This window comes from Sagittula sp. MA-2, assembly GCF_030126985.1.
Lineage (GTDB): Bacteria > Pseudomonadota > Alphaproteobacteria > Rhodobacterales > Rhodobacteraceae > Sagittula.
The window spans coordinates 898,374-922,682 of the sequence record NZ_CP126145.1 but is presented as its reverse complement, the minus strand read 5'-3'; the positions used below and the strand labels follow the sequence as shown (position 1 = coordinate 922,682).

Genomic DNA, 24,309 nt, shown 5'->3' with positions numbered 1-24,309 from the left:
TGCCCCTTTGGTCAGATCACGATCACGCCGCGGCTGAGCGCCCGGGCCACCGCATGCGTCGTGTTCATCGCACCGAGCTTGTGGCGGGCGCTTTCGACGTAGACCCGCAGCGTGTGCTCCGAGATGGAGAGCGTGTCGGCAGCCTGGGCCCGGCTGTAGCCGATGGCCAGCAGCGTCATCGCCTCGATCTCCCTCGGGCTGAGGGGTTGCGCCGGTTCGGGCGTGCGCCCCGGCTCGAACTCCAGCGCCTTCGAATTGAAGGAATGCGCGACGAGGATCAGGTCGCGGCGGTTGCCGGTGGTGAACGCCTCCCATTCGTCGTCGTTGCAGGTGTGGGACATGCTGAACAGGGCGAACTGGCCGTTGGGACCGCGGATCGGGATGGAATACCCCTGATTGCCGATGCCGTGGGCAATGGCATCCTCAAGGAAGGCCCTTGCCGATTTGGACGACCAGTCGAGGCGCTTCCAGTTCACCGGGTGAAACCGCTGGTAACACCCCTGAATGACCGGATCGATCCTCAGATATCCTTTCTCGATGTAGTGGTTGACCCATTCCAGGTCGTAGGTGCCGCAGCCGTACTGCTCTCCGGCGCTGTTGACCCAGTGATAGACGATATGATCGACACCATATTCGTCCCGCAGTTCCTCGATCAGGAGCTGGAGATCCTCCAGCCCCTCAGCGGACTCCAAACGTTCGATCAGCCCGTTCAGACGCGGCGCGTTTCGCAAAAAGCCCAAGCCCCTTACCCTCGGCAAGCGACGTCAGTTCCGCCTGAGCGACGAAGGACGCGTCGTCCAGTTGCGCCGCCAGGGACGGCATGCCGTTGGCTCGCGCAAAGGTTTTCAGGTCGGTCAGTACGTCCAAGATCCAGTCATGTCCCATGGCAAGCCTCATCTGCTGGTGGTTAACGTTTGATTAAGACAACTCTACCATGTGCCTAAGCCGTCGGGTATTCACGGAAATTTCCTCCCCAGAAATGGCGAGGGTGCGATCCGGCAAGGCACTGGAATTGCGTTGTCCGCCGCGCGGACAAGAGAACGCCCGCGAACCGTATGCGATTCGCGGGCGTTCCGGATTGGCCCCGGGGCGTCTTGGAAACCCCGGGGATTCGCCGATTGCGCTTACTTGCGCGCGTCGAGGCAATCCTCGATCGTCCGCAGACCGGTCTTCGGCGCCTGCACGAGAACGGCCATGTTGCCGGGCTTGTGCTCGTTGCGCATCATCTTCATGTGCGCGGCCGGGATCTGGTCCCACGGGAAGACTTCGGACATGCAGGGATCAAGCCGGCGCTCGATCATCAGCCGGTTGGCGGAGGCCGCCTGCTTGAGGTTGGCGAAGTGCGAGCCCTGCAGGCGCTTCTGGTGCATCCACATGTACCGCACGTCGAAGGTGCAGTTGAAGCCGGAGGTACCGGCGCAGATCACGACGATGCCGCCCTTCTTCACCACCAGCGTGGAGACCGGGAAGGTCGCCTCGCCCGGGTGCTCGAACACCATGTCTACGCTCACACCCTTGCCGGTGATGTCCCAGATCGCCTTGCCGAACTTGCGCGCCTCTTTCAGCCACTCGTTGTACTCCGGCGAGTTGACCGTCGGAAGCTGACCCCAGCAGTTGAAGTCCTTGCGGTTGATGACTCCCTTCGCGCCCTGGTCCATCACGAACTGGCGCTTGCTCTCGTCCGAGATGACGCCGATCGCGTTGGCGCCCGCGGTGTTGGCCAGCTGGATCGCGTAGGAGCCGAGCCCGCCCGAGGCGCCCCAGACCAGCACGTTCTGGCCGGGCTTGAGCTCGTGCGGGTGGTGGCCGAACAGCATCCGGTAGGCGGTGGCCAGCGTCAGCGTGTAGCAGGCGGCCTCTTCCCAGGTCAGGTGCTTGGGGCGCGGCATGAGCTGCTGGGCCTGAACACGTGTGAACTGCGCAAAGGACCCGTCGCCCGTCTCGTAGCCCCAGATCCGCTGGGACGGAGAGAACATCGGATCGCCGCCGTTGCATTCCTCGTCGTCGCCGTCGTCCTGGTTGCAGTGGATCACGACCTCGTCGCCCACCTTCCAGTTCTTCACCTTGTCGCCGACCTTCCACACGATGCCCGAGGCGTCGGAGCCCGCGATGTGGTACTCCTGCTTGTGTACGTCGAAGGGGCTGATCGGAACGCCCTTCCCGGCCCAGACGCCGTTGTAGTTCACGCCGGCCGCCATCACGAGCACGAGAACCTCGTGGCTGTCGATCTCCCATGTGTCCACCACTTCGACCTGGAACGACTTGTCGGGATCGCCGTGACGCTCGCGGCGGATGTTCCACGCGTACATCTTCTTCGGAACGTAACCCATCGGGGGCATTTCGCCGATCTCGTAGAGGTCTTTCTCCGGCGCGTCGTACTGAGCGATGCCAGTCTGCTGATCCAGTGCCATGGGGGCCTCCTGTTCTAGGTCCTCGGTCGTTAACGGATGCCGCCTCTGCAGCGCAGAATCGCGGCGTTGGACCATTGGATACGAGTCACCGCGCAACATTGCAACACCATTTTGCACAGTTTTGAAATTTTATAACCCAGCAGTCGCAGAAATTCTGATTGCCCGCGCAGAAAGCTGCCGGATCGTGCGGACGCAAAACGGGCAGACGAATGCCTGAGCACTTGGCTTCACCAGACTGGCGGACATCACTTCAAACAGTAGACGCGGATCGTGGCCCGGCGCACAGTTTCCGCGACAGCAGTGCCGCAACGCGGCGAATTGACAGCGACATATTATTTCGCATAACAGAATACAAACGTAACAAGATTGCCCGACAGCTTCACGCCGCGCCTGCGCCAGACCCGCGCCGCGGCAGCGCCCACGAAGGAGGCCCCGATGACCGAGACCGCCAAAAACGACACACCGAAGAGCGCGCCCGCTCATCAAGCCGACCGCCCGTGGCTGATCCGCACCTACGCCGGCCACTCCACGGCAGAGGCGTCGAACGCGCTCTATCGCTCCAACCTCGCGAAGGGACAGACCGGGTTGTCGGTGGCCTTCGACCTGCCGACCCAGACCGGCTACGACAGCGATCACATCCTGTCCCGGGGCGAAGTGGGCAAGGTGGGCGTTCCGGTCTGCCACCTCGGCGACATGCGGGCCCTGTTCAAGGACATTCCCCTCGAACAGATGAACACCTCCATGACAATCAACGCGACGGCGCCCTGGCTTCTGGCGCTCTATATCGCGGTGGCGGAGGAACAGGGCGCCGATGTCTCGAAGCTGCAGGGCACCGTTCAAAACGATCTCATCAAGGAGTACCTGTCGCGCGGGACCTATATCTGCCCGCCCAAGCCCTCTCTGAAGATGATCGGCGACGTGGCGGAGTACTGCTACAAGCACGTCCCGAAATGGAACCCGATGAACGTCTGCTCCTACCATCTGCAGGAAGCGGGTGCGACGCCGGAACAGGAACTGGCCTTCGCGCTGGCCACCGCCGTCGCTGTTCTCGATGAACTGAAGGGCAGGATCGCGCCCGAGGATTTCCCCGGCGTCTGCGGCCGGATCTCCTTCTTCGTGAACGCCGGCATCCGTTTCGTCACCGAGATGTGCAAGATGCGCGCCTTCGTCGACCTCTGGGACGAGATCCTGCAGGAGCGCTACGGCGTCGAGGACCCCAAGATGCGCCGCTTCCGCTATGGCGTGCAGGTGAACTCGCTCGGGCTGACGGAACAGCAGCCGGAGAACAACGTCTACCGCATCCTGATCGAGATGCTGGCCGTGACCCTGTCGAAACGCGCCCGGGCCCGCGCCGTCCAATTGCCCGCGTGGAACGAGGCGCTCGGCCTGCCGCGCCCCTGGGATCAGCAGTGGTCCATGCGGATGCAGCAGATCCTGGCCTATGAAACCGACCTCCTGGAATACGGCGACCTGTTCGACGGCAACCCGGCGGTGGATGCGAAGGTCGAGGCGCTGAAGGAAGGCGCCCGGGCAGAGCTTGCGAACATCGACTCGATGGGCGGGGCGATCAGCGCCATCGAGTACATGAAGGGACGGCTCGTCGACTCCAACGCCGAGCGACTGAACCGGATCGAGCGCGAGGAAACCATCGTCGTCGGCGTGAACCGCTGGCAGCAAACCGAGCCGTCGCCACTGATGGGAGAGGACGGCGGCATCATGACCGTCGACCCGGCTGTGGAAGAAGACCAGAAGGCGCGCCTCGCCGAATGGCGCAACGAACGCGACGCGGAGGCGGTGAGGAGCGCGCTGGCCAAGCTGCGGTCTGCCGCGCAGAAGGGCGAGAATGTCGTGCCTGCCTCGATCGAATGCGCCAAGGCCGGCGTTACAACTGGCGAATGGGCGGGTGAGATGCGCGCCGTCCACGGCGAATTCCGCGGGCCGACGGGAGTCTCGCGCGCCGTGTCCAACAAGACCGAGGGCCTCGACGATCTGCGCGCCATGGTGGATGCCGTGTCCGACCGTCTGGGCCGTCGTATGCGCTTCCTTGTCGGCAAGCCGGGTCTCGACGGGCATTCGAACGGCGCCGAACAGATCGCCTTCCGCGCACGCGACTGCGGGATGGAGATCGACTACGAGGGCATTCGCCTGACGCCGGAACAGATCGTCACCGCCGCCCAGCAGGGCGCGCATGTGGTGGGCCTGTCGATCCTGTCGGGGTCGCATATTCCCTTGGTCGAGGACGTGATGAACCGGCTTCGGGCTGCGGGGCTGGGCGATCTGCCCGTAATTGTCGGCGGCATCATTCCCGAGGAAGACGCCGTGCGTCTCAAGGCGATGGGTGTCGCGCGGGTCTATACTCCAAAGGACTTTGCACTGAACACGATCATGAAAGACATCGTGACACTGGTGGATCCGCAGTCCGTCGCGGCAGAGTAAGTTAAGCTGAAAACGTTGACGGCCAGGCCTTGTGCTTGGCCGTTTTTCTTTCTGGATACAGCCACAAGAAAACTAGAAATCGAATGATGCGGCCTCCAAAGAATTGACGCCAATGAGAGGCAATTTCCGAATTTAGTTCTGAAATTGTGTCTGTTGCCGAATTCCTACCTATAAGTCTATTTCCGGTCATCGCTACTTGTTAACAGTAGGTTTACACTGCATACCCTACCCTCGACTTGCAGTTCATTCACAATAGAATTATGAGCGGCAGGTTACCAACCACCAACGGATAAAGGGCTTGGCTATGAATGTTGATCTGGAGTCTCTTTCCCGTGACGAGTTACAGAAACTGGTTTCCGATGCACAAAAGGCGCTGAGGACTGTCGATGCACGTCGCATGGCAGAAGCCAAACGCGCTGCCGAACAGGCAGCGAAGGAATATGGCTTCTCCCTTGAAGACGTCATGACGGCCGGGCCGAAAGGCTCGAAGAGCGCGCCGAAATACGCAAATCCCGCAGATCCGTCGCAGACCTGGACGGGACGCGGACGCAAGCCGAACTGGCTGATCGAAGCGCTCAACGAAGGCAAGTCGCTGGAAGATATGGCGCTTTGACTTTCAGGCAACCAGGCGTTTTACAATGACTATCCATATCGGAGCCGCACCTGGCGAAATCGCCGAAACGGTCCTGATGCCCGGCGATCCGCTTCGTGCGGAATGGGCTGCGCAGACCTTCCTTGAAGATACTCGATGCGTGAACCGTGTGCGCGGCATGCTGGGCTACACCGGCACATGGAAAGGCCATCGCGTCACGATACAAGGGTCGGGCATGGGTATGCCCAGCCTTTCGATCTACGCGAACGAATTGATCCGGGATTATGGCGCGAAAACCTTGATCCGGATCGGTTCCTGCGGGGCGATGCAGAATAGCGTCAAGATTCGCGATGTGATCGTTGCGATGACGGCGTCTACTCTTTCGACTCCGTCGCGCGGCATCTTTCGCGAATTGAATTTCGCGCCATGCGCGGATTTCGGCCTATTGGAAAAAGCCGTCTCTGCGGCGCGCGCCAAGGATTGCGGAGTGCATGTCGGAGGCATCTATTCGTCGGACGTTTTCTACGACGAAAGGCCGGATCTGAATGATCAGATGGTTCGCCATGGCATTCTCGGCGTCGAAATGGAAGCGGCGGAACTCTACACTCTGGCGGCCCGGCACGGTGTGCGGGCGTTGGCGGTTCTGACCGTGTCCGATCACCTTCTGACACATGAGGCGCTGCCGTCCGAAGACCGGGAGCGCAGTTTTGGCGACATGGTCGAGATCGCGCTCGAAGCCGCGTTTTCCTGAAAAGAGAGTCCACCCGGGCCGATGCGGCCCGGGTGGAGTTCACCGTCCGTGGCTGCGGTCATAGCCATTGGCCGAAGGCACCACCCATCCATTCAGACTGTTTTCGGCAGGCGCCAGGATTTCGACATCCAGCGGTGCGCAACGGGCGGTGTCGGAACTGTGCTCCGATCCGCAATCTCCTCCCGGGCAGGCGCTGAGTGCGCCGAGCAGATCGATTTCCGCAAAGAATGTCAGGGAATCCCCGGGGCGCACGGGTGACGCCTTCATGAAATACTGCCCGGTGTCGCGGGTGAAGCCCGTACACATGAAGACATTCAGGACATCGTGGACGTGACGTTCCGCCTCTGCCAGTGGCAAGTCGCGGGCATCGGCCAATGCACGTGTCAGGTTGGAATGACAGCAATGATGATAGGCCCCGCCTGACAACAGCGCATGGGTGTAGGGGTCGCACCGGGTGCCGATCACGTCGTGGACCGACCCGCCGAACCCGTCGATGCCGTACCAGTCCAGCGTGTCCTCGACGATGGTCGCCATGGGCCGCAGGTAGGGCAGCGCGGACCAGAGCCGGTCGCCCGTCGAGACATGCGTGCCGTGCAGCGCCCGCGTCTTGCCCGAGAAGAACCGCTCGCCGAGATCATTGGCGTTCCACAGGTTCAGGTCGCCGACCTGCGGGGCCTCGGGGCACATGATGCGAAAGTAATGGCCGGCGGGCACCTCGAAAGCGCAGGCGTCGCGCGGCGAGGCGGTGACACGATGCGTCACGCGCGCAGATCCCAAGGCAGCCGTGTAAAGCCCAAGGTCCGGCTTTGGCAGCGTCTCTGTCGGGTAACATATCACCGGAGGAACGGCGCGGCGCGCCTCGGCATCTTCGGGAGCGTTCATCATGTACCCTCGGTTTCGTGGCGTCTGACCCACTTGCGGACGTAGTCGGACGGCTCTCCGGGTTTGGTTCGGGAGGCGGCTTCGCGTTCCGCTGTCTCCTCCGGCGTCTCGGCGCGGATGTCGGCGTGCGGCGGGGCCAGCCGGCGCTCGAACGGCACGACCTGCACCATCGGCGTGCCGGCCGGCAAAAGGACCTGTTCATCGGCGGCGGTCCAGCGGAAGGGAATGTCGACGGGCTTGTGCAACACGTCGCAATCGACAACCGCGTCGAAGATCCGGAAAGGCAGCTCGAAATGATTGAGCGGGTGCAGAAAGGCCGCGGACCAGCCGGGCGGCAGCTTGACCCGCCAGGGGTTCACGAACTTCAGCGGCAAGGCGTTCTGAAAAGGCGGTTTGTCTGCGCCGATCTGCGCCGGGTTCATCAGCTCGACCGGGGCGAAGGGCACGTTCTCCGGCCACTGGAAGATGAGCTGCCCGTCCTCGTCGCTTCCGACGCCAAGGTCGAAGGGCGTCGGCAGCACCCAGCCCAGGGCAAAGGCGTCGTGCACGGGGAGGCAGGCGCTCATGGTCTTCCACGGCTGCCCATCGGCGCCCGGCATGCCCAGCTCCATCGGCAGCTTGCGGAACCAGTCGGGGACGTGTTGCGCTGCGGGGGTCGGGAACGGGATGTGGCCCGCCAAGTCCGGCGGACAGACGAAGGACAATTCCGTCGGCTCGACCGTCTCGGTCTCTGGACTGGTCATCAGGCGCGTCCTTGGCGATAGCAGGTCTGCGGGCGCTGTCCCCGCGGCAGGCTTACCGTGGCGCCACAGTGCACGCATGTCCAGCGTACGTCATCCGTTTGACGAAATTCACGCCAGCGGCACAGACGCGTCTCTGGCCGGTTGAAGATCAGCAGCAGGACTAACGCGACGACAAGCAGGATCGGGACGAACATGCCCTGCCCTACCGCGGAACGCAGCCGTTTGGAAGCATATGCGCTGATGGCGGGCAGGCCCGGTCATCGGCCTGCCCGGGGTGCGCCGTCCCGGTCTATTCCTCGACGAAACGGATGTCGCCGACCAGCGGCTCCGCGTCTTCGACGGGCGTCCCGGCCGGGGCGAAGGTGACCTGCGGCGCGGGCAATCCGTCCGTGGCCTCGGCCGTCAGGACAGCCATGTGATCCGTCACGTCGAAGGCAAAGACGGCATCGGACTTTTCCGCCTCCTCCACCGAAGCGGTGGCATTGAAGAAGTGGATCTGGCCCACAAGCCATTCTTCCCGCTGCTCCCGGGCCACCTCCGGTCCGCCGAGGTACACGTCGTAGACGACGCCCGGCTGGACCTCTGTCGCGAGCGATCCGATGACAAGGTACAGCCGCGCGTCGGACGGCCCTCCGAGCGCGAGGCTCTGCTCCGGTGCGGCGACGCGGGCGGTGACGGGTTCCGCCCCCAGCTTGACGGGCCCGGTGTCGACACTTGCGGTCAGGGGCACGTCTTCCGCCGCGGCCAGGACCATCGGGGCGCTTTCGATCAGCGTGTCGCGTTCCACCATGGCAGTCAGAGGCGCAGGCGCCGGGATCAGGTCCTGGTAGCCGTAGCCCAGCTCCTCCGTCGTCGTTACGCTGCCTGACGGCACCGAGACCAGTTGGTTTTCCACCGGATCGTAGAACTGGAATTCCTGGTCGGTCCACGCGGCATCCGTCGGGTTCGCGTTGCCCGCCGCGTTCCAGCTTGCCCAGCAGCGGTCGATCTGTGCGTGGTGCACCCAGAACACCGGGTCATTGGCGGCGGTCGGCACGTTGCCCATGTTGGTGGTCGTGCCGACCATGACATGCACCGCGCCGTGCGGGTTGTTGTCCAGCGTCCGGTTGAACCCGATCTGCCCGAGGTAGGCCGTGCGCGACATGAAGGCGAGCGACAGGCCGTTCATCACGGCGGTTCCATCGTTGATGCCCGGGTTGCGGTCGGCGACGAACAGGGGCGACGCGGGATCGCGGAACTCTTCGGGAATGGCGAGGCTCGCCGGGTCGGTGTAGTTCCAGTAGGGCAGCGTGAAATCGTCCTCGCCGGACACCTGCCGCACGATCTTTTCGAGGTAGAGCACGTACATCCTGTGCCACGGGACGAAAAAATCGGCCTGGCTCGCCCAGGTGATGTGACCGCGGCAAGTGTTCCACATCGCCTCAGCCGCCATCTTCTCGGGCGAGGCATCCGGTCCGTAGATCCGGTCGATCGCGGCCGCCTTCTGCTCATCCATCCAGTGGGTGAAGAACTGGAATTGCCATGAGGTCGGGTCGGACGGCTCCCGCGTTTTCATCTGGCCCACGGCGCTGGCGTAAATGCCAAGCATCTCCTTGCCCTCGGGCGAGGCCGCGTCGTAGCGCGTCCGCACGTATTCGGCGCGCGCGCCGTGCATCCATGTGGCAAGGGGAACGGTTGTTGCGAAAAGCCCTGCGGATCCGAGCGACAAGGCCCGTCTGCGTGTCATCGTCATTGTAAATGCCTCCCTGAAAATAGGTGAGGCGATCATGCCACGACTCGCGGGAAAACTCAACGCAAGGGTGCATTCACCCTTTACGTCACGCGCAAAGGTTAGCTCCGCGCGTGACGCCTGGCCGAATGTGTCATGTCAGCTTGCCAGCGGCAGGTCTTCGTAGTCCGGGGTCAGCGCGACGACGCGCTTTTCGGGCATGTAGTAGGACCATGCCTCGTCCAGGACGGCCAGCGCGGCTTGTGCCTTGGTGGGTTGCTGCTCTTTCAGGGGGCGGACGTTCGCCATGGGAATGACCTTTCTTGTCGTGGTTCCTCCCGTGCCGCCCAGATACGCCTTCTGCACCGCAGCGACATCCCCCCTTTGGTCAAACACGCCATGCACAGAGGTCATGGCCTTGATGGGGAACGAAAAAGGGTGCCGCTGGGGCACCCTCATCGTTTTCCGAACGTGAGGCCGGAGTTCTAGTCACGACCCAAGGCAAACCGCATCGCCGATTTCGGACAGTCGTCGAAACGCGCCGGTCCCGGGTGCGGAACCCGTCGCGACTCCTGTTTCAGGCGAACGAAACGGTCGTCGCGCGCCGTGCCCTCACGGGCGTCGGTCTGCTTGTCTTGCGTGTTGTCTTGATGGCCCCCGGAGAGGCCGTCGCGGATCATGTCCATCGATTCTCTCCCTTCCAGATATCGCATTTACTATAACATCTTTAGCGGATCGGGTCATGACTCAAGTCAACCTGGCTTGGCTCTTCGACCATATCAGGCCCAAATTTTCGGGGCATCGGTCACGGCCCCGTTCAAGCGGACTTACCTTAAACCCGGCGCCGCTGTCCCGGTCTTTGACCCTGTGCAGCGTCGGACGGCCCCTGCCAAACCGCGACACGGCACGAATAAGCCCGGACCAGCACTTCAGGCTGCTCCGGGCTGTTTTGGCCGCGGAAAGTCAGTCGGTCAGACCGCGCGTTCCAGCATCATCTTCTTGATCTCGGCGATGGCCTTCGCCGGGTTCAGTCCTTTCGGACAGGTCTTGGTGCAGTTCATGATGGTGTGGCAGCGGTACAGCTTGAAGGGGTCCTCCAACTGGTCCAGACGCTCGCCCGTGGCTTCATCGCGGGAGTCGATGATCCAGCGATAGGCATGCAGCAGCGCTGCGGGGCCGAGGTACTTGTCGCCGTTCCACCAGTAGGACGGGCATGCCGTGGAGCAGGACGCGCACATCACGCACTCATAGAGGCCGTCAAGTTTCTTGCGGTCCTCGATGGACTGCCTCCACTCCTTCGCCGGGCGGTTGGTCTTCGTCTCCAGCCACGGCATGATCGACGCGTGCTGCGCGTAGAAGTGCGTCAGGTCGGGGATCAGGTCCTTGACCACCGGCATGTGGGGCAGCGGGTAGATCTTCACCTCGCCGTCGATCTCGTCGAGACCGTAGATGCAGGCCAGCGTGTTGATCCCGTCGATGTTCATCGCGCAGGACCCGCAGATGCCTTCGCGACAGGAACGGCGGAAGGTCAGCGTCGGGTCGACCTCGTTCTTGATCTTGATGAGCGCGTCCAGAACCATCGGGCCGCATTCATCCATGTTCAGGAAATAGGTATCGACGCGCGGGTTCTCCCCGTCGTCGGGGTTCCAGCGGTAGATCTTGAACGCCCGGACGTTTGTCGCCCCTTCCGGCTTCGGCCAGGTCTTGCCGGTACGGATCTTGGAGTTCTTGGGGAGCGTGAATTGAACCATCTCTCTCTCCTTATCGAAGCAGGGCTGGCAGGCCTTCGGTCGCCAGGCAGGTTACGGTCTCGGGTTTCGAGACGATCTGGGTGACGATCTGGACCGAGCTTTCGGTCGGGCCGCCGACGGTATCGGCCGCCAGCGCGTAGATCTGCGCCGCTTCGGCATTGTCGATCACACAATCGATGGCGGGCTGCACGGGCACCCCGGGGAAGCGGTTGACGACCACACGGGAGACGGTCGAGCGCGCGGCCTCACGTGCCACGGCGTCCTGCGCCTGCGGCGTGCACGCGCCAAGCGCCACGGCCAGAGACAGCCCTGCGGCGGCCTTGAACATCAGTTGAGACAATAGAGCGTTCCCCGGTGCATTTTCGGTGCGCCCGGCGGGCAGGTGGCGGTGATCCGCGCCCGGTTGCGGTGCGGCGACGGGATGTAGCCCGCATATCCGCCGCTGTACCGCGCAAGGCATGAATCGTAGGCGGCCTGGTATTCAGCGGCATATCCGCTCTTGGCCCCGGAGAACCCCACGCCGTTTGCATATGCCTGGCAATCCTGAACTGCCGTGCCCTGACCGTATCCGTTGGCCAGAACGGGCGCCGCGAGGGCCGTGAAAGCCGCGGTGTAGATTGCCAAGTGTCGCATCAGAATGTCCTCGCCTTTGGTGCGATTTTCTTGAGGCTGATGCCACCTTCGTCTTCGGTGGTCAGCGGATCAACAATCACAGGACGGTAGGACAGATCGACCGTGTTTCCAGAGACGCGCGCCACGGTGTGCACGCGCCAGTTCTCGTCGTCACGCTCGGCAAAGTCCTCATGGGCATGGGCGCCGCGCGATTCCTTGCGGGCCTCCGCACCGACGATGGTCGCCAATGCGTTGGGCATGAGGTTGGTCAGCTCCAGCGTCTCCATCAGATCGGAGTTCCAGATCAGTGACGTGTCGGTCACCCGCAGGTCGTCGATCTTGCCGGCGATGGCGGTCATCTTCTCGACGCCTTCTTCGAGCGTCTTGGAGGTACGGAACACCGCGGCGTCGGCCTGCATTGTCTTCTGCATTTCCAGACGCAGTTCGGCGGTCGACGTGCCGCCCTGCGCGTAACGCAGGCCATCGAAGCGGTCGAACGCCTTGTCGATCTGTGCCTTCGGCGCCGTGGGGATCGCCGAGTCGCGATCGACCACCTTGCCGGCACGGATCGCCGCCGCACGTCCGAAGACCACAAGGTCGATCAGCGAGTTGGAGCCGAGACGGTTGGCGCCGTGCACCGAGGCGCAGCCTGCCTCGCCCACGGCCATCAGGCCCGGAACCACGGCGGTCGGGTTCTCTTCGGTCGGGTTCAGCACTTCGCCCCAGTAGTTGGTCGGAATGCCGCCCATGTTGTAGTGCACCGTCGGCAGAACCGGGATCGGCTCTTTCGTGACGTCGACACCGGCAAAGATCTTCGCGGATTCGGAAATGCCCGGCAGACGTTCGGCCAGCGCCTCTGCGGGCAGGTGGCTGAGGTTCAGGTGGATGTGGTCGCCGTCCTTACCGACGCCCCGGCCCTCGCGGATCTCCATGGTCATGGAGCGGGACACGTAATCGCGCGGCGCGAGGTCCTTGTAGGTCGGTGCATAGCGCTCCATGAAGCGCTCGCCCTCGGAGTTGGTCAGGTAACCGCCCTCGCCGCGCGCACCCTCGGTGATCAGGCAGCCGGAGCCGTAGATGCCGGTGGGGTGAAACTGCACGAACTCCATATCCTGCAGCGGCAGGCCAGCACGGGCAACCATGCCTCCGCCGTCACCTGTGCAGGTGTGTGCGGAGGTGGCGGAGAAGTAGGCCCGGCCATAGCCGCCGGTGGCGAGCACGACCATCTTCGCGTTGAAGACATGGAAGGTGCCGTCGTCCAGTTTCCACGTCAGGACGCCTGTGCAGACGCCGTCCTCCATCAGGAGGTCGATGGCGAAATACTCGACGTAGAATTCCGCGTTGTTCTTCACCGATTGGCCATAGAGCGTGTGCAGAATCGCGTGGCCGGTCCGGTCGGCGGCGGCGCAGGTACGTTGCACCGGCGGACCTTCCCCGAACTCGGTGGTGTGGCCGCCGAAGGGACGCTGGTAGATTTTACCCTCTTCGGTGCGCGAGAACGGGACGCCGTAGTGCTCAAGCTCGTAGACCGCCTTCGGGGCCTCGCGGGCGAGGTATTCCATGGCGTCGGTGTCGCCCAGCCAGTCGGAGCCCTTCACCGTGTCGTACATATGCCACTGCCAGTTGTCGGGGCCCATGTTGGACAGCGACGCGGCGATGCCGCCCTGTGCGGCGACGGTGTGCGAGCGGGTCGGGAAGACCTTGGTCACGCAGGCGGTCTTGAGCCCCTGCTCTGCCATGCCCAGCGTGGCGCGCAGCCCGGCGCCGCCGGCCCCCACGACAACGACGTCGTAATCGTGCGTCTCGTATTCGTATGCAGCCATGTGTCAGCCTCGTGTCTTTGGCGCGCGTCCAGACCCGCCAAGGGCCGTCGCACCGCCCGAAAAGTCGTTAGAGCGCCAGTTTGACCAGCGCGAACAGCCCCGCCGCGATCAGCACGTAAGAGAATGCCGTCACCGCAACCGCCAGCAGCTTGCCGGTGGTGCCGTGCACATAGTCCTCGATCGCTTCCTGCACTTCGCCGTTGAAGTGGATCACGCCGACCACCAGCATGAGGGCGGTGATGATCGCGGGGAACGGACGGGAAAAGAACGCCTGCACGTCCTCGAAGCTGCCGCCGAAACCGACGCCGAAGCTGAAAACGAAGAGCGGCACCAGCACGACCAGCGCCATGGAAGTCACCAGCATGCGCTTGTGAAACTGCGTCCCGGTGCGGCCCGACCCGAGACCCTGCGCGCGTTTGCGATCCGTGAGATATTGCATGCCCGTTCCTCCTCAGACCACGATTGCAGTAAAGATCGCCATCACGGTGGCACCGATGAACATGATCCAGCCCATCATTTCGGAGGGCTCCAGCTCGACCATGTAGCCCAGGTCCCAGATCACGTGACGGAGGCGGCCGAGCATGTGGTACCAGATGGCCCAGCTTGCCAGCAGCATGAGGATGTCACCGATAAAGCTGGTCAGGATGCCGTTCACCACGGCGTAGGCATCCGGAGAGGTGGCGGCGCAGAGCAGCCAGAGAACCAGCAGAGCTGCGGTACCGAGCGAGGCGATGCCGGTGATGCGCACCATGATCGACGAGATGGATGTCATCTGCGGGCGGTAGTACTGCCCGATCATGAAGGGCGATAGCGGGCGGTTGCCCCGGTTCACGTCGGCCATGGTCATGTCCTTGCGTTGAATTCCGTTGCCCCCCGTTTTAGTGGGTTTTGCTGCGCTGTCACGTGGGCTGCACTCTGCAAACCGCGGTTTTTTGGCACAAATAGGCGGATTTTTCAGTTTTGTGATCACGGCCCGCAAGGGTGTGATCACAGTTTGGGCGGTAACGGCGCCGCGGTGCGGCGCCGGCGATACACATGTCGCGATCATGAGAGATTCGGTCGGGAAAGGGCGCCGGGGCGTTCTGCCGCTTCCCCGATCTTCGATGAGGCACGGTGACTTACCAGCGCTTTTTCAGGTGATCCGGCCGGCGTGGCCCTGCGCCCTCGCGGCGAACAGAGCCGGCCCACGATACGACGGCCTCAGACCGGCATCAACGCCCAGTAATCCAGATCGAGCAGAACGTCGGGAAGGTATTTCCCGTCGGGCCCCTTGAGCTCGAACGGATTGCCGCCCTTGGTCGCCACCAGCCTCAGACGGATCGCTCCGACGCCCGGGGCCGAGGTTTCGGCCTTGTCCAGCACTTCGGACCACGCCTTGACCGTGTTCCCGGCAAGGCAGGGATTGGCATGTGCGCCGCCGTTCAGTCCGACGATCATCTGCGCATTGGCGAGCCCGTTGAACGATAGCGCCCGCGCCATGGAGATCACGTGGCCACCGTAGATCAGGCGCTGGTCCGGGCGGGCCGTCACGTCGAAGTGCACCTTGGACGTGTTCTGCCACAGCCGTGTCGCCATCATGTGCTCGGCTTCCTCGATCGTCACGCCGTCGACGTGGTCGATCTTCTCACCGATCTCGTAATCGCCAAGCCGGTGCGGTTCGCCCGCCAGGGTGTAATCGTATTTCGTGAAATCAAGGCCTTCCAGGATCACAAGGTCCGCGGGATCCAGCACGGATTTCAGATCCGGAAGAACCGCCTCAGGTGCGGGCGCATCGAGGTCGCGCTTCCGCAGCATGACCCAGCGCTTGTACTCCATCACGCATTCGTCGCGCTGGTTGAAGCCTTTGGAATGCACATACACCACCCCGGTCCGGCCATTGGAGTTCTGCTTCAGACCGATCACTTCCGACGAGGCGCGGAGCGTGTCGCCCGGCCAGACCGGCTTCAGCCACCGCCCTTCCGCATAGCCGAGGTTCGCGACGGCATTCAGCGAGACATCCGGCACCGTCTTGCCGAAGACGATGTGGAACGCCGCAAGATCATCGAGCGGACCACCGGCCAGACCACAGGCTTTCGCAAACTCGTCGGAGGAATAGAGCGCGTGCCGCATGGGGTAGAGCGCATGATAAAGCGCCCGCTCACCGCCCGATACGGTCCGCGGCACGGCGTGGTCGATGACTTGCCCGACCTCGTAATCCTCGAAAAAGCGCCCGGGGTTGGTCTTCTGCATCAGTACTCCCCCAGCTTGATGTCGGGGGTGTAGGTGCCATGCACCTCCTTCACGACCGCCTGGCCACAGCGCATGACGCCATTGGCCGCGTCGAAGGCATAGGTCGGAGTGCCGTACAGTTCCCAGCCGGCATTCAGCGCGGCCGTGACCTTGTGACAGAAGGCCGAGGTGTCGTCCTCGGACAAGAAGCGATAGAGTTTCATGAGTTTACCCGAATGCAGGTGGGCCGATCAGCCCGTGGACATAACCGATCACCACGAGCAGCACGAGAGAGATCGCCAGGAACATGGCGTCCTTCGCGATGCTGCCTTTGGCCGGGGCGACCCAGCCGGGCTCGGCACGGTTGATGACGATCATCTCGACGATGGCCCAGAGGCCCAGACCGCCGAACAGCACGAAGGACGGCACGTCGCCGTTCACCAGAAGGTGCGCCAGCGTCCAGAGCAGGAACCCCGTGAGCATCGGATGGCGCATCTTGTAGAGCAGCGCGCCTTTCTTCGGCCCCGGCGAAGTCAGGTAGAGCGCGAAAAGCATGATGAGGTTGTTGATCCCGACCGTCGCCGGGTGACGCCCCCAGAAGAACGCGCCATCTGCCATACGGTAGCCGAAGATCATCAGCAGGATGGACACGACCAGCGCCAGCGCGACGACGCCCTTGCCCTTGTCGCCCATGGGTTCGCGCACACCCGGTGCGATGCGTTTGAAGAGGTGCGCAGCCCACCACAGCGCGACACCTAGAATCAGTATAAGCATGGCTCAGTTCCTCATCCTGGTCGGTGCGCACCCTGCCCTTATCCTGCAAGCGCAGCAATGGCCTCCGCCTTTGCGAGGGTCTTCTTCGCGGTCTCGACGTGCAGGTTCTCGACGATCTTGCCGTCAACCACCGCGACGCCCTGCCCCTGCGCCTTGGCCTCTTCGTAGGCCTCGATCTGGCGTCGGGCGAGGTCGATCTCCTTCTCGTCCGGCGCGAAGGCGGCATTGGTGATGTCGACCTGTGCGGGATGGATCAGCGTCTTGCCGTCCATGCCCATGTCACGGCCCTGCGCACATTCGGCCGCCAGTCCCTCGTCGTCCTTGAAGGCGTTGTAGACGCCGTCGACGATGACCTTTCCGAAGGCCTTCGCCGCCAGCACGCAAAGCCCCAGCCCGGTGATCATGGGCAGACGGTCTGCGCGGAAGCGCGCGTTGAGTTCCTTGGCAAGGTCGTTGGTGCCCATGACCATGCCCTGCAGCCGGGGATGCGCGCCGATGTCCTTGGCATTCAGCATGCCCATGGGCGTTTCCATCATAGCCCAAAGGGGATTGTCGGTGATCTCCGCGAGGCGGTCGAGTTGCGCGGTCGTCTCCACCTTGGGCAGGAGGATCGCGTCGCAGTCCATCGCGGCCGCCGCTTTAGCGTCGTCCAGCCCCCACTCCGTGTCGAGCCCGTTGATGCGCACGATCCGGGTGCGCTGGCCGTAGGACGTTTTCAGCGCCTCGGCGAGCGTGGCGCGGGCGGCCGGCTTCTCCTCCGGCGCGACGGCGTCCTCGAGGTCGAAGATGATCGCGTCGACCGGCATCGAACGCGCCTTTTCGAGCGCGCGCTCCTTGGAGGCGGGAATGTAGAGGACGGACCGAAACGGTCGGGTCGCCATGTCCATTTGAGTCTCCTTGCGCAACTTTATTGCGCAGGGATGCACATTTTTTGCCGGAAAGTTCAAGAGGAAATTCGCTGCGTCGCAGAATGCGGCGTTTCTTTGGACGGTCCTGCCAGCCATTTCGATTGCATTTGAGCCAGCGCACGCAGCGTTAACCGGATTTAAGCCGCTCGGGGCGGAGGATGTTCGCAGGTCGTTCCAATGCGACAGCGAATAATCGAGGGGGCGCTTCCGGACAGGGTTGGCGCCCGGGAACCGAGAGGACTCAAGAAGCGTTCTCCGTGTGACGGAGCGCAAGAGCCGAAAGGTGAAGACGATGATTACGATGAAACTGGGATTGCTCTCCGCCGGATTCATTCTGGGCGCCGCGTCCCTCGTGGAGGCGCAACAGCTTCAGAACTGCGCTCCGCGCGAGAAGGTGGTGGAGCGCCTTGCAGACAAGTACGGCGAAACCCGCCAGAGCATGGGGCTCGGCTCCAACAACGCCGTGATGGAGGTGTTCGCGTCGGTCGAAAGCGGGTCGTGGACGATCACCGTCACCATGTCCAACGGTATCACCTGCCTCGTGGCCTCCGGGCAGGCCTTCGAAGAACTGGCGGAGGTTCTCCCGCCCAAGGGAGACGATGCATGAACTGAACCGGGCACGATCCTGAAAATCGTGCCCGTGTCGTGGACCTCAGGTCAGTGCATCCCAGATCAGCTTTGCCCCGGTCATCGTCAACGCGACATAGGTGATCCCGAAGAACACGCGCTCTGGCAGCATGTGATGGGCCCGGATGCCGAACCATGTGCCGAGCACGGCAAAGGGGACAAGGATCAGGTCCAGCATCAGCGTCTCGTGCGTGAAGATGCCCATGAAGGCATAGAAGACCGACTTGAAGAGGTTCACGGCCCAGAAGACCAGTACGGTCGTGGCCTGGTAGGACGTCTTCGACATCCCCTGCCCCAGCATGTAGACCGCAGCCGCCGGGCCCCCGGCATGGCTGACAAAACTCGTGAACCCCAGAACGACGCCCGAAGCGACGCCGGTCTTTGGACCGAAACGCATTCCCAGCCGGATCAGGCCCACCGCCCGGGCCGCCTGCCAGCCGACGAACAGCAGCGCCACCATCCCGATCAGGAACCGGATGGCGTCCGGGTCGGCCCACGCCCAGAACAGCGCCCCAAGGATCGTGCCCGGGATCGAGCCCACCAGCAGGATCTTCGACACCTCCCAGTCCCACTTCTTCCAGTAGGCCCAGAGGCTGGTGGCATCCATCATCATCAGCAGCGGCAACATCAGGCCAACTGCTACATGCGGCGGCAGCACCAGCGCCAGAATCGAGCTGCTCGCGAAAGCGACCCCGGAGCCGAAGCCGCCCTTGGAAATGCCTGCGAAAATGACCGCGGGGAGACAGAAAGCGATGACGGTCCAACTGACCAGTTCCACGCCACACTCCTCTAAAACGCCGCGCAAACCGGGCTTTATCCCAGCCATCCCCGGTTTGATAGCCCTAACGGCGCCTCGCTGCAGCGCCGCACTCTTGCGTTGCGCCAGCAAGCGGCGTAGGCAACTTGCCAAATTCAAGCAGGACCGGAGATCAAATCCATGGCCAGACCCAAGATCGCCCTGATCGGCGCGGGACAGATCGGTGGCACTCTTGCCCACCTCGCTGCAATGAAGGAACTGGGCGACGTCGTCCTCTTCGACATCGCCGAAGGCATCCCCGAGGGCAAATCCCTCGACATCGCCGAATCCGGGCCGTCCGAGGGTTTCGACGCGAAGCTGAAGGGCACGCAGGACTACGCCGACATCGCCGGCGCCGACGTCTGCATCGTGACCGCCGGTGTGCCGCGCAAGCCGGGCATGTCGCGCGACGACCTTCTGGGCATCAACCTGAAAGTCATGAAGTCCGTGGGCGAGGGCATCCGCGACAACGCACCGGACGCCTTCGTGATTTGCATCACCAACCCGCTCGACGCGATGGTCTGGGCGCTGCAGAAGTTCTCCGGCCTACCGGCGAACAAGGTCTGCGGCATGGCGGGCGTGCTCGACTCCGCGCGCTTCCGCCACTTCCTTTCGCTGGAATTCGGCGTGTCCATGAAGGACGTCACCGCCTTCGTTCTGGGCGGCCACGGCGACACCATGGTGCCGTCGGTTCGTTACTCGACCGTGGGTGGCATTCCGCTGCCCGACCTGATCGAGATGGGCTGGACCACGCAGGAGAAGATGGACGCCATCGTCCAGCGCACCCGTGACGGCGGCGCCGAGATCGTCGGCCTGCTGAAGACCGGCTCCGCCTACTATGCACCGGCGACCTCTGCCATCGAGATGGCCGAAGCCTACCTCAAGGACCAGAAGCGCGTCCTGCCCTGTGCCGCCTACTGCGACGGCGACCTGGGCGTGAAGGACATGTACGTGGGCGTGCCCACCGTGATCGGCGCCGGCGGCATCGAGAAGGTGGTGAACATCAAGCTCAACAAGGAAGAGCAGGAAATGTTCGACGCCTCCGTGAAGGCCGTTCAGGGGCTCGTCGAGGCGTGCAAGGGCATCGACAGCTCGCTCGCCTGACAGTTCAGACGCAAGTCGTCATTCGATGCCGGTCCCTGTAGGGGGGCCGGCATTTTCGTGTCAGGGATCGACGTTTTTCACATGCGCGTAGCCGGCTCCGGTCCACCGCCAAAGGCCGAACGGCATGTCCACACCGCCCACTTGCTGCATCCACAGGTCCGGCCAGCCGTCCGTCGTGTTCGCGGTGTCCGCCCAGATCATCGTGCCGACCTGCTGCGCGATCTGCCAGGCCGCGCCGTCCTCGACGATGGCCAACGTGATGGCAGACCCGGACGGGCCGTAAAGCTCGGTGGACGGGCCGGTCTCGATGGCAAGGAGTGCGGTGTCCTCGCTCACAGGCAGGAGGGTCACGGACAGAATGCCGTCCGGCCCGATGACTTCCAGCTGATCGGCGAGCAGGACGGCAGCCCGCGACAGGTCCTCCGAAGACGCCTCGCCACCGAACATCGGCACGAAGCGGTCGGAAGGCTGACCCGGCACGGGACGATCCTCCTCCGCCTTGTCTTCTCCGCTGTCCCGACAGAGGCTCTCCGCCTGTGCCAGCGCCCTCGACGAGCCTTTGAGCGGCAGCGGGAAGGACGCGATCCGTCCCCTGTCCAACCCGACGGTCGCCAGGACCCCGCGGCCAAGCGCCTCAACCAAGTCATCGTCACGGCGCGCAACAAACCCCGTCGACGCGACCGCTCCGGAGATCGTCATGTCCAGGCTGTAGGTGCCCCCGCCAATCTCAAGCGAAACGCCCAGGTCCCCGTCTTCCGGCATTTCGGGCAGGGACATCGCCCATCCGAGGCCGTCCCCGTCGCACCTCAGGACCAGACAGGCCTGAGCCCCGCCGATGGTCGTGCAGCCCTGCGCGCCCTGCCCCATGCCGTCCCGTTCGCCAAGCACGCTCCAGTCTGCGAGCGCCTCCGACGCGGGCAAGATGCCCAGGCCGATGGCAGCCACCACCGCATGACAAAACGACGAAGCCATAGCTCTGCCCACTCCCGATAAATCGCACGCAGCCTAGGCCGCCCATGCCATCGGGACAAGATAGCGCTTGATTCCTTGACAAACGCTAACACCGCAGATGCTTGTGATCACACTTTTCGGGGCTGTGATCACAGATGTCGGAAAGTAACGCCTTTTTCACGTACATTGGCATTTTTTGTTTAACCCCACCCGCAATGCGTGCCTATACCCGAAGCAAATCGCAGCAAGCACGGGGATCACGGACCCATGAATATCCACGAATATCAGGCCAAGGCACTTCTGCGCAGCTACGGTGCTCCGGTATCGGACGGCCGCATCGTCCTGAGGGCCGAAGAGGCGAAGACCGCGGCAGGTGCACTGGATGGCCCGCTCTGGGTGGTCAAGGCGCAGATCCACGCCGGCGGCCGCGGCAAGGGCTCCTTCAAGGAGGCCGACGCGGGCGAAAAGGGCGGCGTGCGCCTCGCCAAGAGCGTGGAAGAAGCCGCGGAAGAAGCCAAGAAGATGCTGGGCAAGACGCTCGTCACCCACCAGACCGGCCCCGCCGGCAAGCAGGTGAACCGCATCTACATCGAGGACGGCTCCGACATCGAGCGCGAACTCTACCTTGCCCTGCTCGTGGATCGCCAGACCTCGCGCATCTCCTTCGTCTGCTCCACCGAGGGCGGGATGGACATCGAGGAAGTGGCCGCAAGCACCCCGGAAAAGATCCTGTCGTTCTCCGTCGATCCGGCCACCGGCTACCAGCCGTTCCACGGCCGCCGCATCGCGTTTGCGCTGGGTCTGGACAAGGCCGGTCAGAAGCATTGCGTGAAGCTGATGGGCATCCTCTACAAGGCCTTCGTCGAGAAGGACATGGAGATGCTGGAGATCAACCCGCTGATCGTCCTGAAGGACGGCACGCTGAAAGTGCTGGACGCCAAGCTGGGCTTCGACGGCAACGCCATGTACCGCCAGCCGGAAGTGGCCGAACTGCGTGACGAGACCGAAGAGGACTCGAAGGAACTCCAGGCCTCCAAGTACGACCTGAACTACATCGCGTTGGATGGCGAGATCGGCTGCATGGTGAACGGCGCAGGCCTCGCCATGGCGACCATGGACATCATCAAGCTCTACGGTGCCGAGCCTGCCAACTTCCTCGACGTGGGCGGCGGCGCGACCAAGGAGAAGGTGACCGAGGCGTTTAAGATCATCACCTCCGATCCGAACGTGAAGGGCATCCTCGTCAACATCTTCGGCGGCATCATGCGCTGCGACATCATCGCCGAGGGCGTCATCGCCGCGGTGAAGGAAGTCGGCCTGCAGGTCCCGCTGGTCGTCCGCCTCGAAGGCACGAACGTCGAGAAGGGCAAGGAGATCATCGCGACCTCCGGCCTGAACGTGATCGCCGCCGACGACCTGAAGGACGGCGCCGAGAAGATCGTGAAGGCCGTCAAGGGCTGACCTGACCGCCGGCGCCCCGTCCAGGGGACGCCGGCCCACTCCCCTCCTTGAACCGGGACGATACATGACCCTCCCCTTCCACATGTCCGCTGCAAGACGCCGCGACCGTTCCGGCGGTCCCGGTGCCGTTGCTTCCGCCGCGGAACTCGGAACGGGCTTGGCGGGTTGTCCCTTCAATGGAGGGAACTCGGATGAACAAGATCTTACGTCATGGCGACCTGCCCGGTCGCGCGGCGCTGAAGCGCTTCACCACGCCTGCCGCGAAGAACACGGATCGCTGGACTCCGCTGCTGTTCGGCGGGGCGCTGATCGGGCTCGGGGCCGTGCTGCTGAAGGTCAAGCCGCGCATCGGCCATGTGCCCAACCCGACGCCGTTCAGGGACGGGAAGACGGCCAAGCGCCGGCATATCAACGCGCGCAAGGCACGCGACACGGTGAAGGCCTTCGCGCCCACCAATGTCACCGACCAGATCGGCCGTTCGCTGGTGCTGGGCGGGGCCGCGCTGCTTCTGACACGTCTGCTGGACGAAGCCTCCGGTCGCGAGCGGCGGTAAGCTTCCGCGCGCCCGGGACACCGGCCAGAGCAATCATCATCCCGAGACGGGACCCGCGGGCATCTGCCTGCGCGGTCCCGTTTGCATGTCCGGTCCGTGGCAAGGCTGCCCGGGCCCCCGAAACCCCGTAATTCACTCCACGAAGAAAGCGTACATCATGGCCGTTCTCATCGACGAAAACACCAAAGTCATCTGCCAGGGCTTCACCGGCTCGCAGGGCACCTTCCACTCGGAACAAGCCATCGCCTACGGCACGAAGATGGTCGGCGGCGTGACGCCCGGCAAAGGCGGTCAGACCCACCTCGACCTGCCGGTCTTCGACAGCGTGCACGAAGCGAAGGCAAAGACCGAGGCGAACGCATCGGTGATCTACGTGCCGCCGCCGTTCGCCGCGGACTCGATCCTCGAAGCTATCGACGCGGAGATGGAACTGATCGTCTGCATCACCGAAGGCATCCCGGTGCTGGACATGATGAAGGTCAAGCGCGCACTGGAGAACTCCAAGTCGAAGCTGATCGGCCCGAACTGCCCTGGCGTCATCACCCCCGACGCCTGCAAGATCGGCATCATGCCGGGCCACATCCACAAGCGCGGCAAGGTGGGCGTCGTGTCCCGCTCGGGCACGCTGACCTACGAGGCCGTGAAGCAGACCACCGACGTGGGCCTCGGCCAGTCGACCTGCGTCGGCATCGGCGGCGACCCGATCAAGGGCACTGAGCACATCGACGTGCTTGAGTGGTTCCTGGCGGACGACGAGACCGAGGCGATCATCATGATCGGTGAGATCGGCGGCTCTGCCGAAGAGGATGCGGCCGCGTTCCTCGCCTCCGAAAAGAAGAAGGGCCGCTGGAAGCCGACCGCCGGTTTCATCGCGGGCCGCACCGCTCCTCCGGGACGCCGCATGGGCCACGCCGGCGCCATCGTCGCCGGCGGCAAGGGCGGTGCCGACGACAAGATCGAAGCGATGAAGTCCGCGGGCATCATCGTCGCAGACAGCCCCGCCACTCTGGGCGAGGCCGTGCTCGAGGCGATCAAGAACGGCTGAGCGGATCGGGTGCCCCGGCAGGGACACCCGGCCAACGCCGTTTGGGGAGGATGAATGCGACCGTTTCCGCGCTCTTCACTTCCCGACCGTAAGACTGGCCGCGGGCGACGCCACAGATCGCCCGGGCCGCACCTCAAGAACGAGCCCCGAGGAAAGGCGGGAGCGATGGATC

At 63.5% G+C, this 24,309-nt stretch carries 28 protein-coding genes; 8 read left to right on the top strand and 20 right to left on the bottom strand.

What is annotated here, in order from left to right:
- Positions 1 to 11 precede the first annotated feature (11 nt).
- The 3 genes from QNI11_RS04675 to ccrA form a co-directional block, all read right to left on the bottom strand.
- Positions 12 to 692, bottom strand: a complete 681-nt coding sequence (locus QNI11_RS04675) for a LuxR family transcriptional regulator (RefSeq protein ID WP_254698336.1) — start codon at positions 690 to 692, stop codon at positions 12 to 14.
- On the bottom strand, positions 679 to 885 hold the full coding sequence (locus QNI11_RS04670) for a hypothetical protein (RefSeq protein ID WP_100927624.1): 207 nt from the start codon (positions 883 to 885) through the stop codon (positions 679 to 681). Before QNI11_RS04670 ends, QNI11_RS04675 begins: the two co-directional genes overlap by 14 nt.
- Positions 886 to 1,124: 239 nt before the next feature.
- Positions 1,125 to 2,411, bottom strand: coding sequence for a crotonyl-CoA carboxylase/reductase (gene ccrA / locus QNI11_RS04665; RefSeq protein ID WP_100927625.1), 1,287 nt, complete (start codon positions 2,409 to 2,411; stop codon positions 1,125 to 1,127).
- 435 nt (positions 2,412 to 2,846) lie between these two features.
- Here ccrA and QNI11_RS04660 point away from each other — a divergent pair, with 435 nt between their 5' ends.
- The 3 genes from QNI11_RS04660 (at position 2,847) to deoD (ending at position 6,190) form a co-directional block, all read left to right on the top strand.
- Positions 2,847 to 4,847 (top strand): protein meaA, encoded by a 2,001-nt coding sequence (locus tag QNI11_RS04660; protein ID WP_283982513.1) that lies wholly within the window; start codon positions 2,847 to 2,849, stop codon positions 4,845 to 4,847.
- Between the two features lie 304 nt (positions 4,848 to 5,151).
- A complete protein-coding gene (locus tag QNI11_RS04655) occupies positions 5,152 to 5,460 on the top strand; it encodes an H-NS family nucleoid-associated regulatory protein (RefSeq protein ID WP_100927627.1) in 309 nt (102 codons plus the stop codon).
- A 25-nt stretch (positions 5,461 to 5,485) separates the two neighbouring features.
- Entirely contained in the window at positions 5,486 to 6,190 is a 705-nt protein-coding gene (gene deoD / locus QNI11_RS04650) for a purine-nucleoside phosphorylase (RefSeq protein ID WP_283982512.1), read from the top strand.
- Positions 6,191 to 6,229: 39 nt separating this feature from the next.
- Here deoD and QNI11_RS04645 read toward each other — a convergent pair whose 3' ends face one another.
- The 15 genes from QNI11_RS04645 to QNI11_RS04575 all read right to left on the bottom strand — a co-directional run bounded on the left by QNI11_RS04645 (position 6,230) and on the right by QNI11_RS04575 (position 17,578).
- Complete coding sequence (locus tag QNI11_RS04645; RefSeq protein ID WP_283982511.1) at positions 6,230 to 7,075, bottom strand: DUF1989 domain-containing protein; 846 nt, start codon at positions 7,073 to 7,075, stop codon at positions 6,230 to 6,232.
- A complete protein-coding gene (locus tag QNI11_RS04640) occupies positions 7,072 to 7,815 on the bottom strand; it encodes a hypothetical protein (RefSeq protein WP_100927630.1) in 744 nt (247 codons plus the stop codon). The genes QNI11_RS04645 and QNI11_RS04640 overlap by 4 nt, the downstream gene beginning before the upstream one ends.
- A gap of 289 nt (positions 7,816 to 8,104) precedes the next feature.
- Positions 8,105 to 9,547 carry a tyrosinase family protein gene (locus tag QNI11_RS04635; RefSeq protein WP_283982510.1) on the bottom strand — a complete coding sequence of 481 codons (1,443 nt, stop codon included), beginning with the start codon at positions 9,545 to 9,547 and terminating at the stop codon, positions 8,105 to 8,107.
- A gap of 135 nt (positions 9,548 to 9,682) precedes the next feature.
- Positions 9,683 to 9,832: a hypothetical protein gene (locus QNI11_RS04630; protein WP_283982509.1), complete on the bottom strand. Its 150-nt coding sequence runs from the start codon at positions 9,830 to 9,832 to the stop codon at positions 9,683 to 9,685.
- Positions 9,833 to 10,008: 176 nt separating this feature from the next.
- A complete protein-coding gene (locus tag QNI11_RS04625) occupies positions 10,009 to 10,209 on the bottom strand; it encodes a hypothetical protein (protein ID WP_100927633.1) in 201 nt (66 codons plus the stop codon).
- A gap of 285 nt (positions 10,210 to 10,494) precedes the next feature.
- The gene (locus tag QNI11_RS04620) at positions 10,495 to 11,274 is read right to left on the bottom strand and encodes a succinate dehydrogenase iron-sulfur subunit (protein WP_100927634.1); all 780 of its coding nucleotides are present in this window, start codon (positions 11,272 to 11,274) and stop codon (positions 10,495 to 10,497) included.
- A 10-nt stretch (positions 11,275 to 11,284) separates the two neighbouring features.
- Positions 11,285 to 11,614 (bottom strand): hypothetical protein, encoded by a 330-nt coding sequence (locus QNI11_RS04615; RefSeq protein WP_283982508.1) that lies wholly within the window; start codon positions 11,612 to 11,614, stop codon positions 11,285 to 11,287.
- Entirely contained in the window at positions 11,602 to 11,907 is a 306-nt protein-coding gene (locus QNI11_RS04610) for a hypothetical protein (RefSeq protein ID WP_283982507.1), read from the bottom strand. The genes QNI11_RS04615 and QNI11_RS04610 overlap by 13 nt, the downstream gene beginning before the upstream one ends.
- Complete coding sequence (gene sdhA, locus QNI11_RS04605; protein ID WP_283982506.1) at positions 11,907 to 13,709, bottom strand: succinate dehydrogenase flavoprotein subunit; 1,803 nt, start codon at positions 13,707 to 13,709, stop codon at positions 11,907 to 11,909. The genes QNI11_RS04610 and sdhA overlap by 1 nt, the downstream gene beginning before the upstream one ends.
- A 67-nt stretch (positions 13,710 to 13,776) precedes the next feature.
- On the bottom strand, positions 13,777 to 14,148 hold the full coding sequence (gene sdhD, locus QNI11_RS04600) for a succinate dehydrogenase, hydrophobic membrane anchor protein (protein ID WP_283982505.1): 372 nt from the start codon (positions 14,146 to 14,148) through the stop codon (positions 13,777 to 13,779).
- 12 nt (positions 14,149 to 14,160) lie between these two features.
- Complete coding sequence (gene sdhC, locus QNI11_RS04595; protein ID WP_283982504.1) at positions 14,161 to 14,550, bottom strand: succinate dehydrogenase, cytochrome b556 subunit; 390 nt, start codon at positions 14,548 to 14,550, stop codon at positions 14,161 to 14,163.
- Between the two features lie 359 nt (positions 14,551 to 14,909).
- A complete protein-coding gene (locus QNI11_RS04590; protein WP_100927640.1) occupies positions 14,910 to 15,938 on the bottom strand; it encodes a MaoC family dehydratase in 1,029 nt (342 codons plus the stop codon).
- Positions 15,938 to 16,141, bottom strand: coding sequence for a DUF1737 domain-containing protein (locus QNI11_RS04585; protein WP_100927641.1), 204 nt, complete (start codon positions 16,139 to 16,141; stop codon positions 15,938 to 15,940). Before QNI11_RS04585 ends, QNI11_RS04590 begins: the two co-directional genes overlap by 1 nt.
- Before the next feature lie 4 nt (positions 16,142 to 16,145).
- The gene (locus QNI11_RS04580; RefSeq protein WP_100927642.1) at positions 16,146 to 16,691 is read right to left on the bottom strand and encodes an NnrU family protein; all 546 of its coding nucleotides are present in this window, start codon (positions 16,689 to 16,691) and stop codon (positions 16,146 to 16,148) included.
- Positions 16,692 to 16,729: 38 nt separating this feature from the next.
- Complete coding sequence (locus QNI11_RS04575; RefSeq protein ID WP_283982503.1) at positions 16,730 to 17,578, bottom strand: CoA ester lyase; 849 nt, start codon at positions 17,576 to 17,578, stop codon at positions 16,730 to 16,732.
- 313 nt (positions 17,579 to 17,891) lie between these two features.
- Here QNI11_RS04575 and QNI11_RS04570 point away from each other — a divergent pair, with 313 nt between their 5' ends.
- Positions 17,892 to 18,206, top strand: coding sequence for a hypothetical protein (locus QNI11_RS04570; protein WP_373418440.1), 315 nt, complete (start codon positions 17,892 to 17,894; stop codon positions 18,204 to 18,206).
- 45 nt (positions 18,207 to 18,251) lie between these two features.
- Here the strand turns inward: QNI11_RS04570 and QNI11_RS04565 are convergent, their stop codons facing one another.
- Positions 18,252 to 19,004, bottom strand: coding sequence for a sulfite exporter TauE/SafE family protein (locus QNI11_RS04565; protein WP_283982502.1), 753 nt, complete (start codon positions 19,002 to 19,004; stop codon positions 18,252 to 18,254).
- A gap of 159 nt (positions 19,005 to 19,163) precedes the next feature.
- Here QNI11_RS04565 and mdh point away from each other — a divergent pair, with 159 nt between their 5' ends.
- On the top strand, positions 19,164 to 20,126 hold the full coding sequence (mdh, locus tag QNI11_RS04560; protein ID WP_283982501.1) for a malate dehydrogenase: 963 nt from the start codon (positions 19,164 to 19,166) through the stop codon (positions 20,124 to 20,126).
- A 60-nt stretch (positions 20,127 to 20,186) separates the two neighbouring features.
- On the opposite strand, the gene QNI11_RS04555 is transcribed toward mdh, so the two are convergent.
- Complete coding sequence (locus QNI11_RS04555; RefSeq protein WP_283982500.1) at positions 20,187 to 21,098, bottom strand: hypothetical protein; 912 nt, start codon at positions 21,096 to 21,098, stop codon at positions 20,187 to 20,189.
- Between the two features lie 246 nt (positions 21,099 to 21,344).
- Between QNI11_RS04555 and sucC the strand changes: the two genes are divergently transcribed.
- The 3 genes from sucC to sucD all read left to right on the top strand — a co-directional run bounded on the left by sucC (position 21,345) and on the right by sucD (position 24,137).
- On the top strand, positions 21,345 to 22,538 hold the full coding sequence (gene sucC, locus QNI11_RS04550) for an ADP-forming succinate--CoA ligase subunit beta (protein ID WP_100927647.1): 1,194 nt from the start codon (positions 21,345 to 21,347) through the stop codon (positions 22,536 to 22,538).
- Positions 22,539 to 22,729: 191 nt separating this feature from the next.
- Positions 22,730 to 23,092, top strand: coding sequence for a hypothetical protein (locus tag QNI11_RS04545; protein WP_283982499.1), 363 nt, complete (start codon positions 22,730 to 22,732; stop codon positions 23,090 to 23,092).
- A 157-nt stretch (positions 23,093 to 23,249) separates the two neighbouring features.
- A complete protein-coding gene (sucD, locus tag QNI11_RS04540; RefSeq protein ID WP_100927649.1) occupies positions 23,250 to 24,137 on the top strand; it encodes a succinate--CoA ligase subunit alpha in 888 nt (295 codons plus the stop codon).
- Positions 24,138 to 24,309 lie beyond the last annotated feature (172 nt).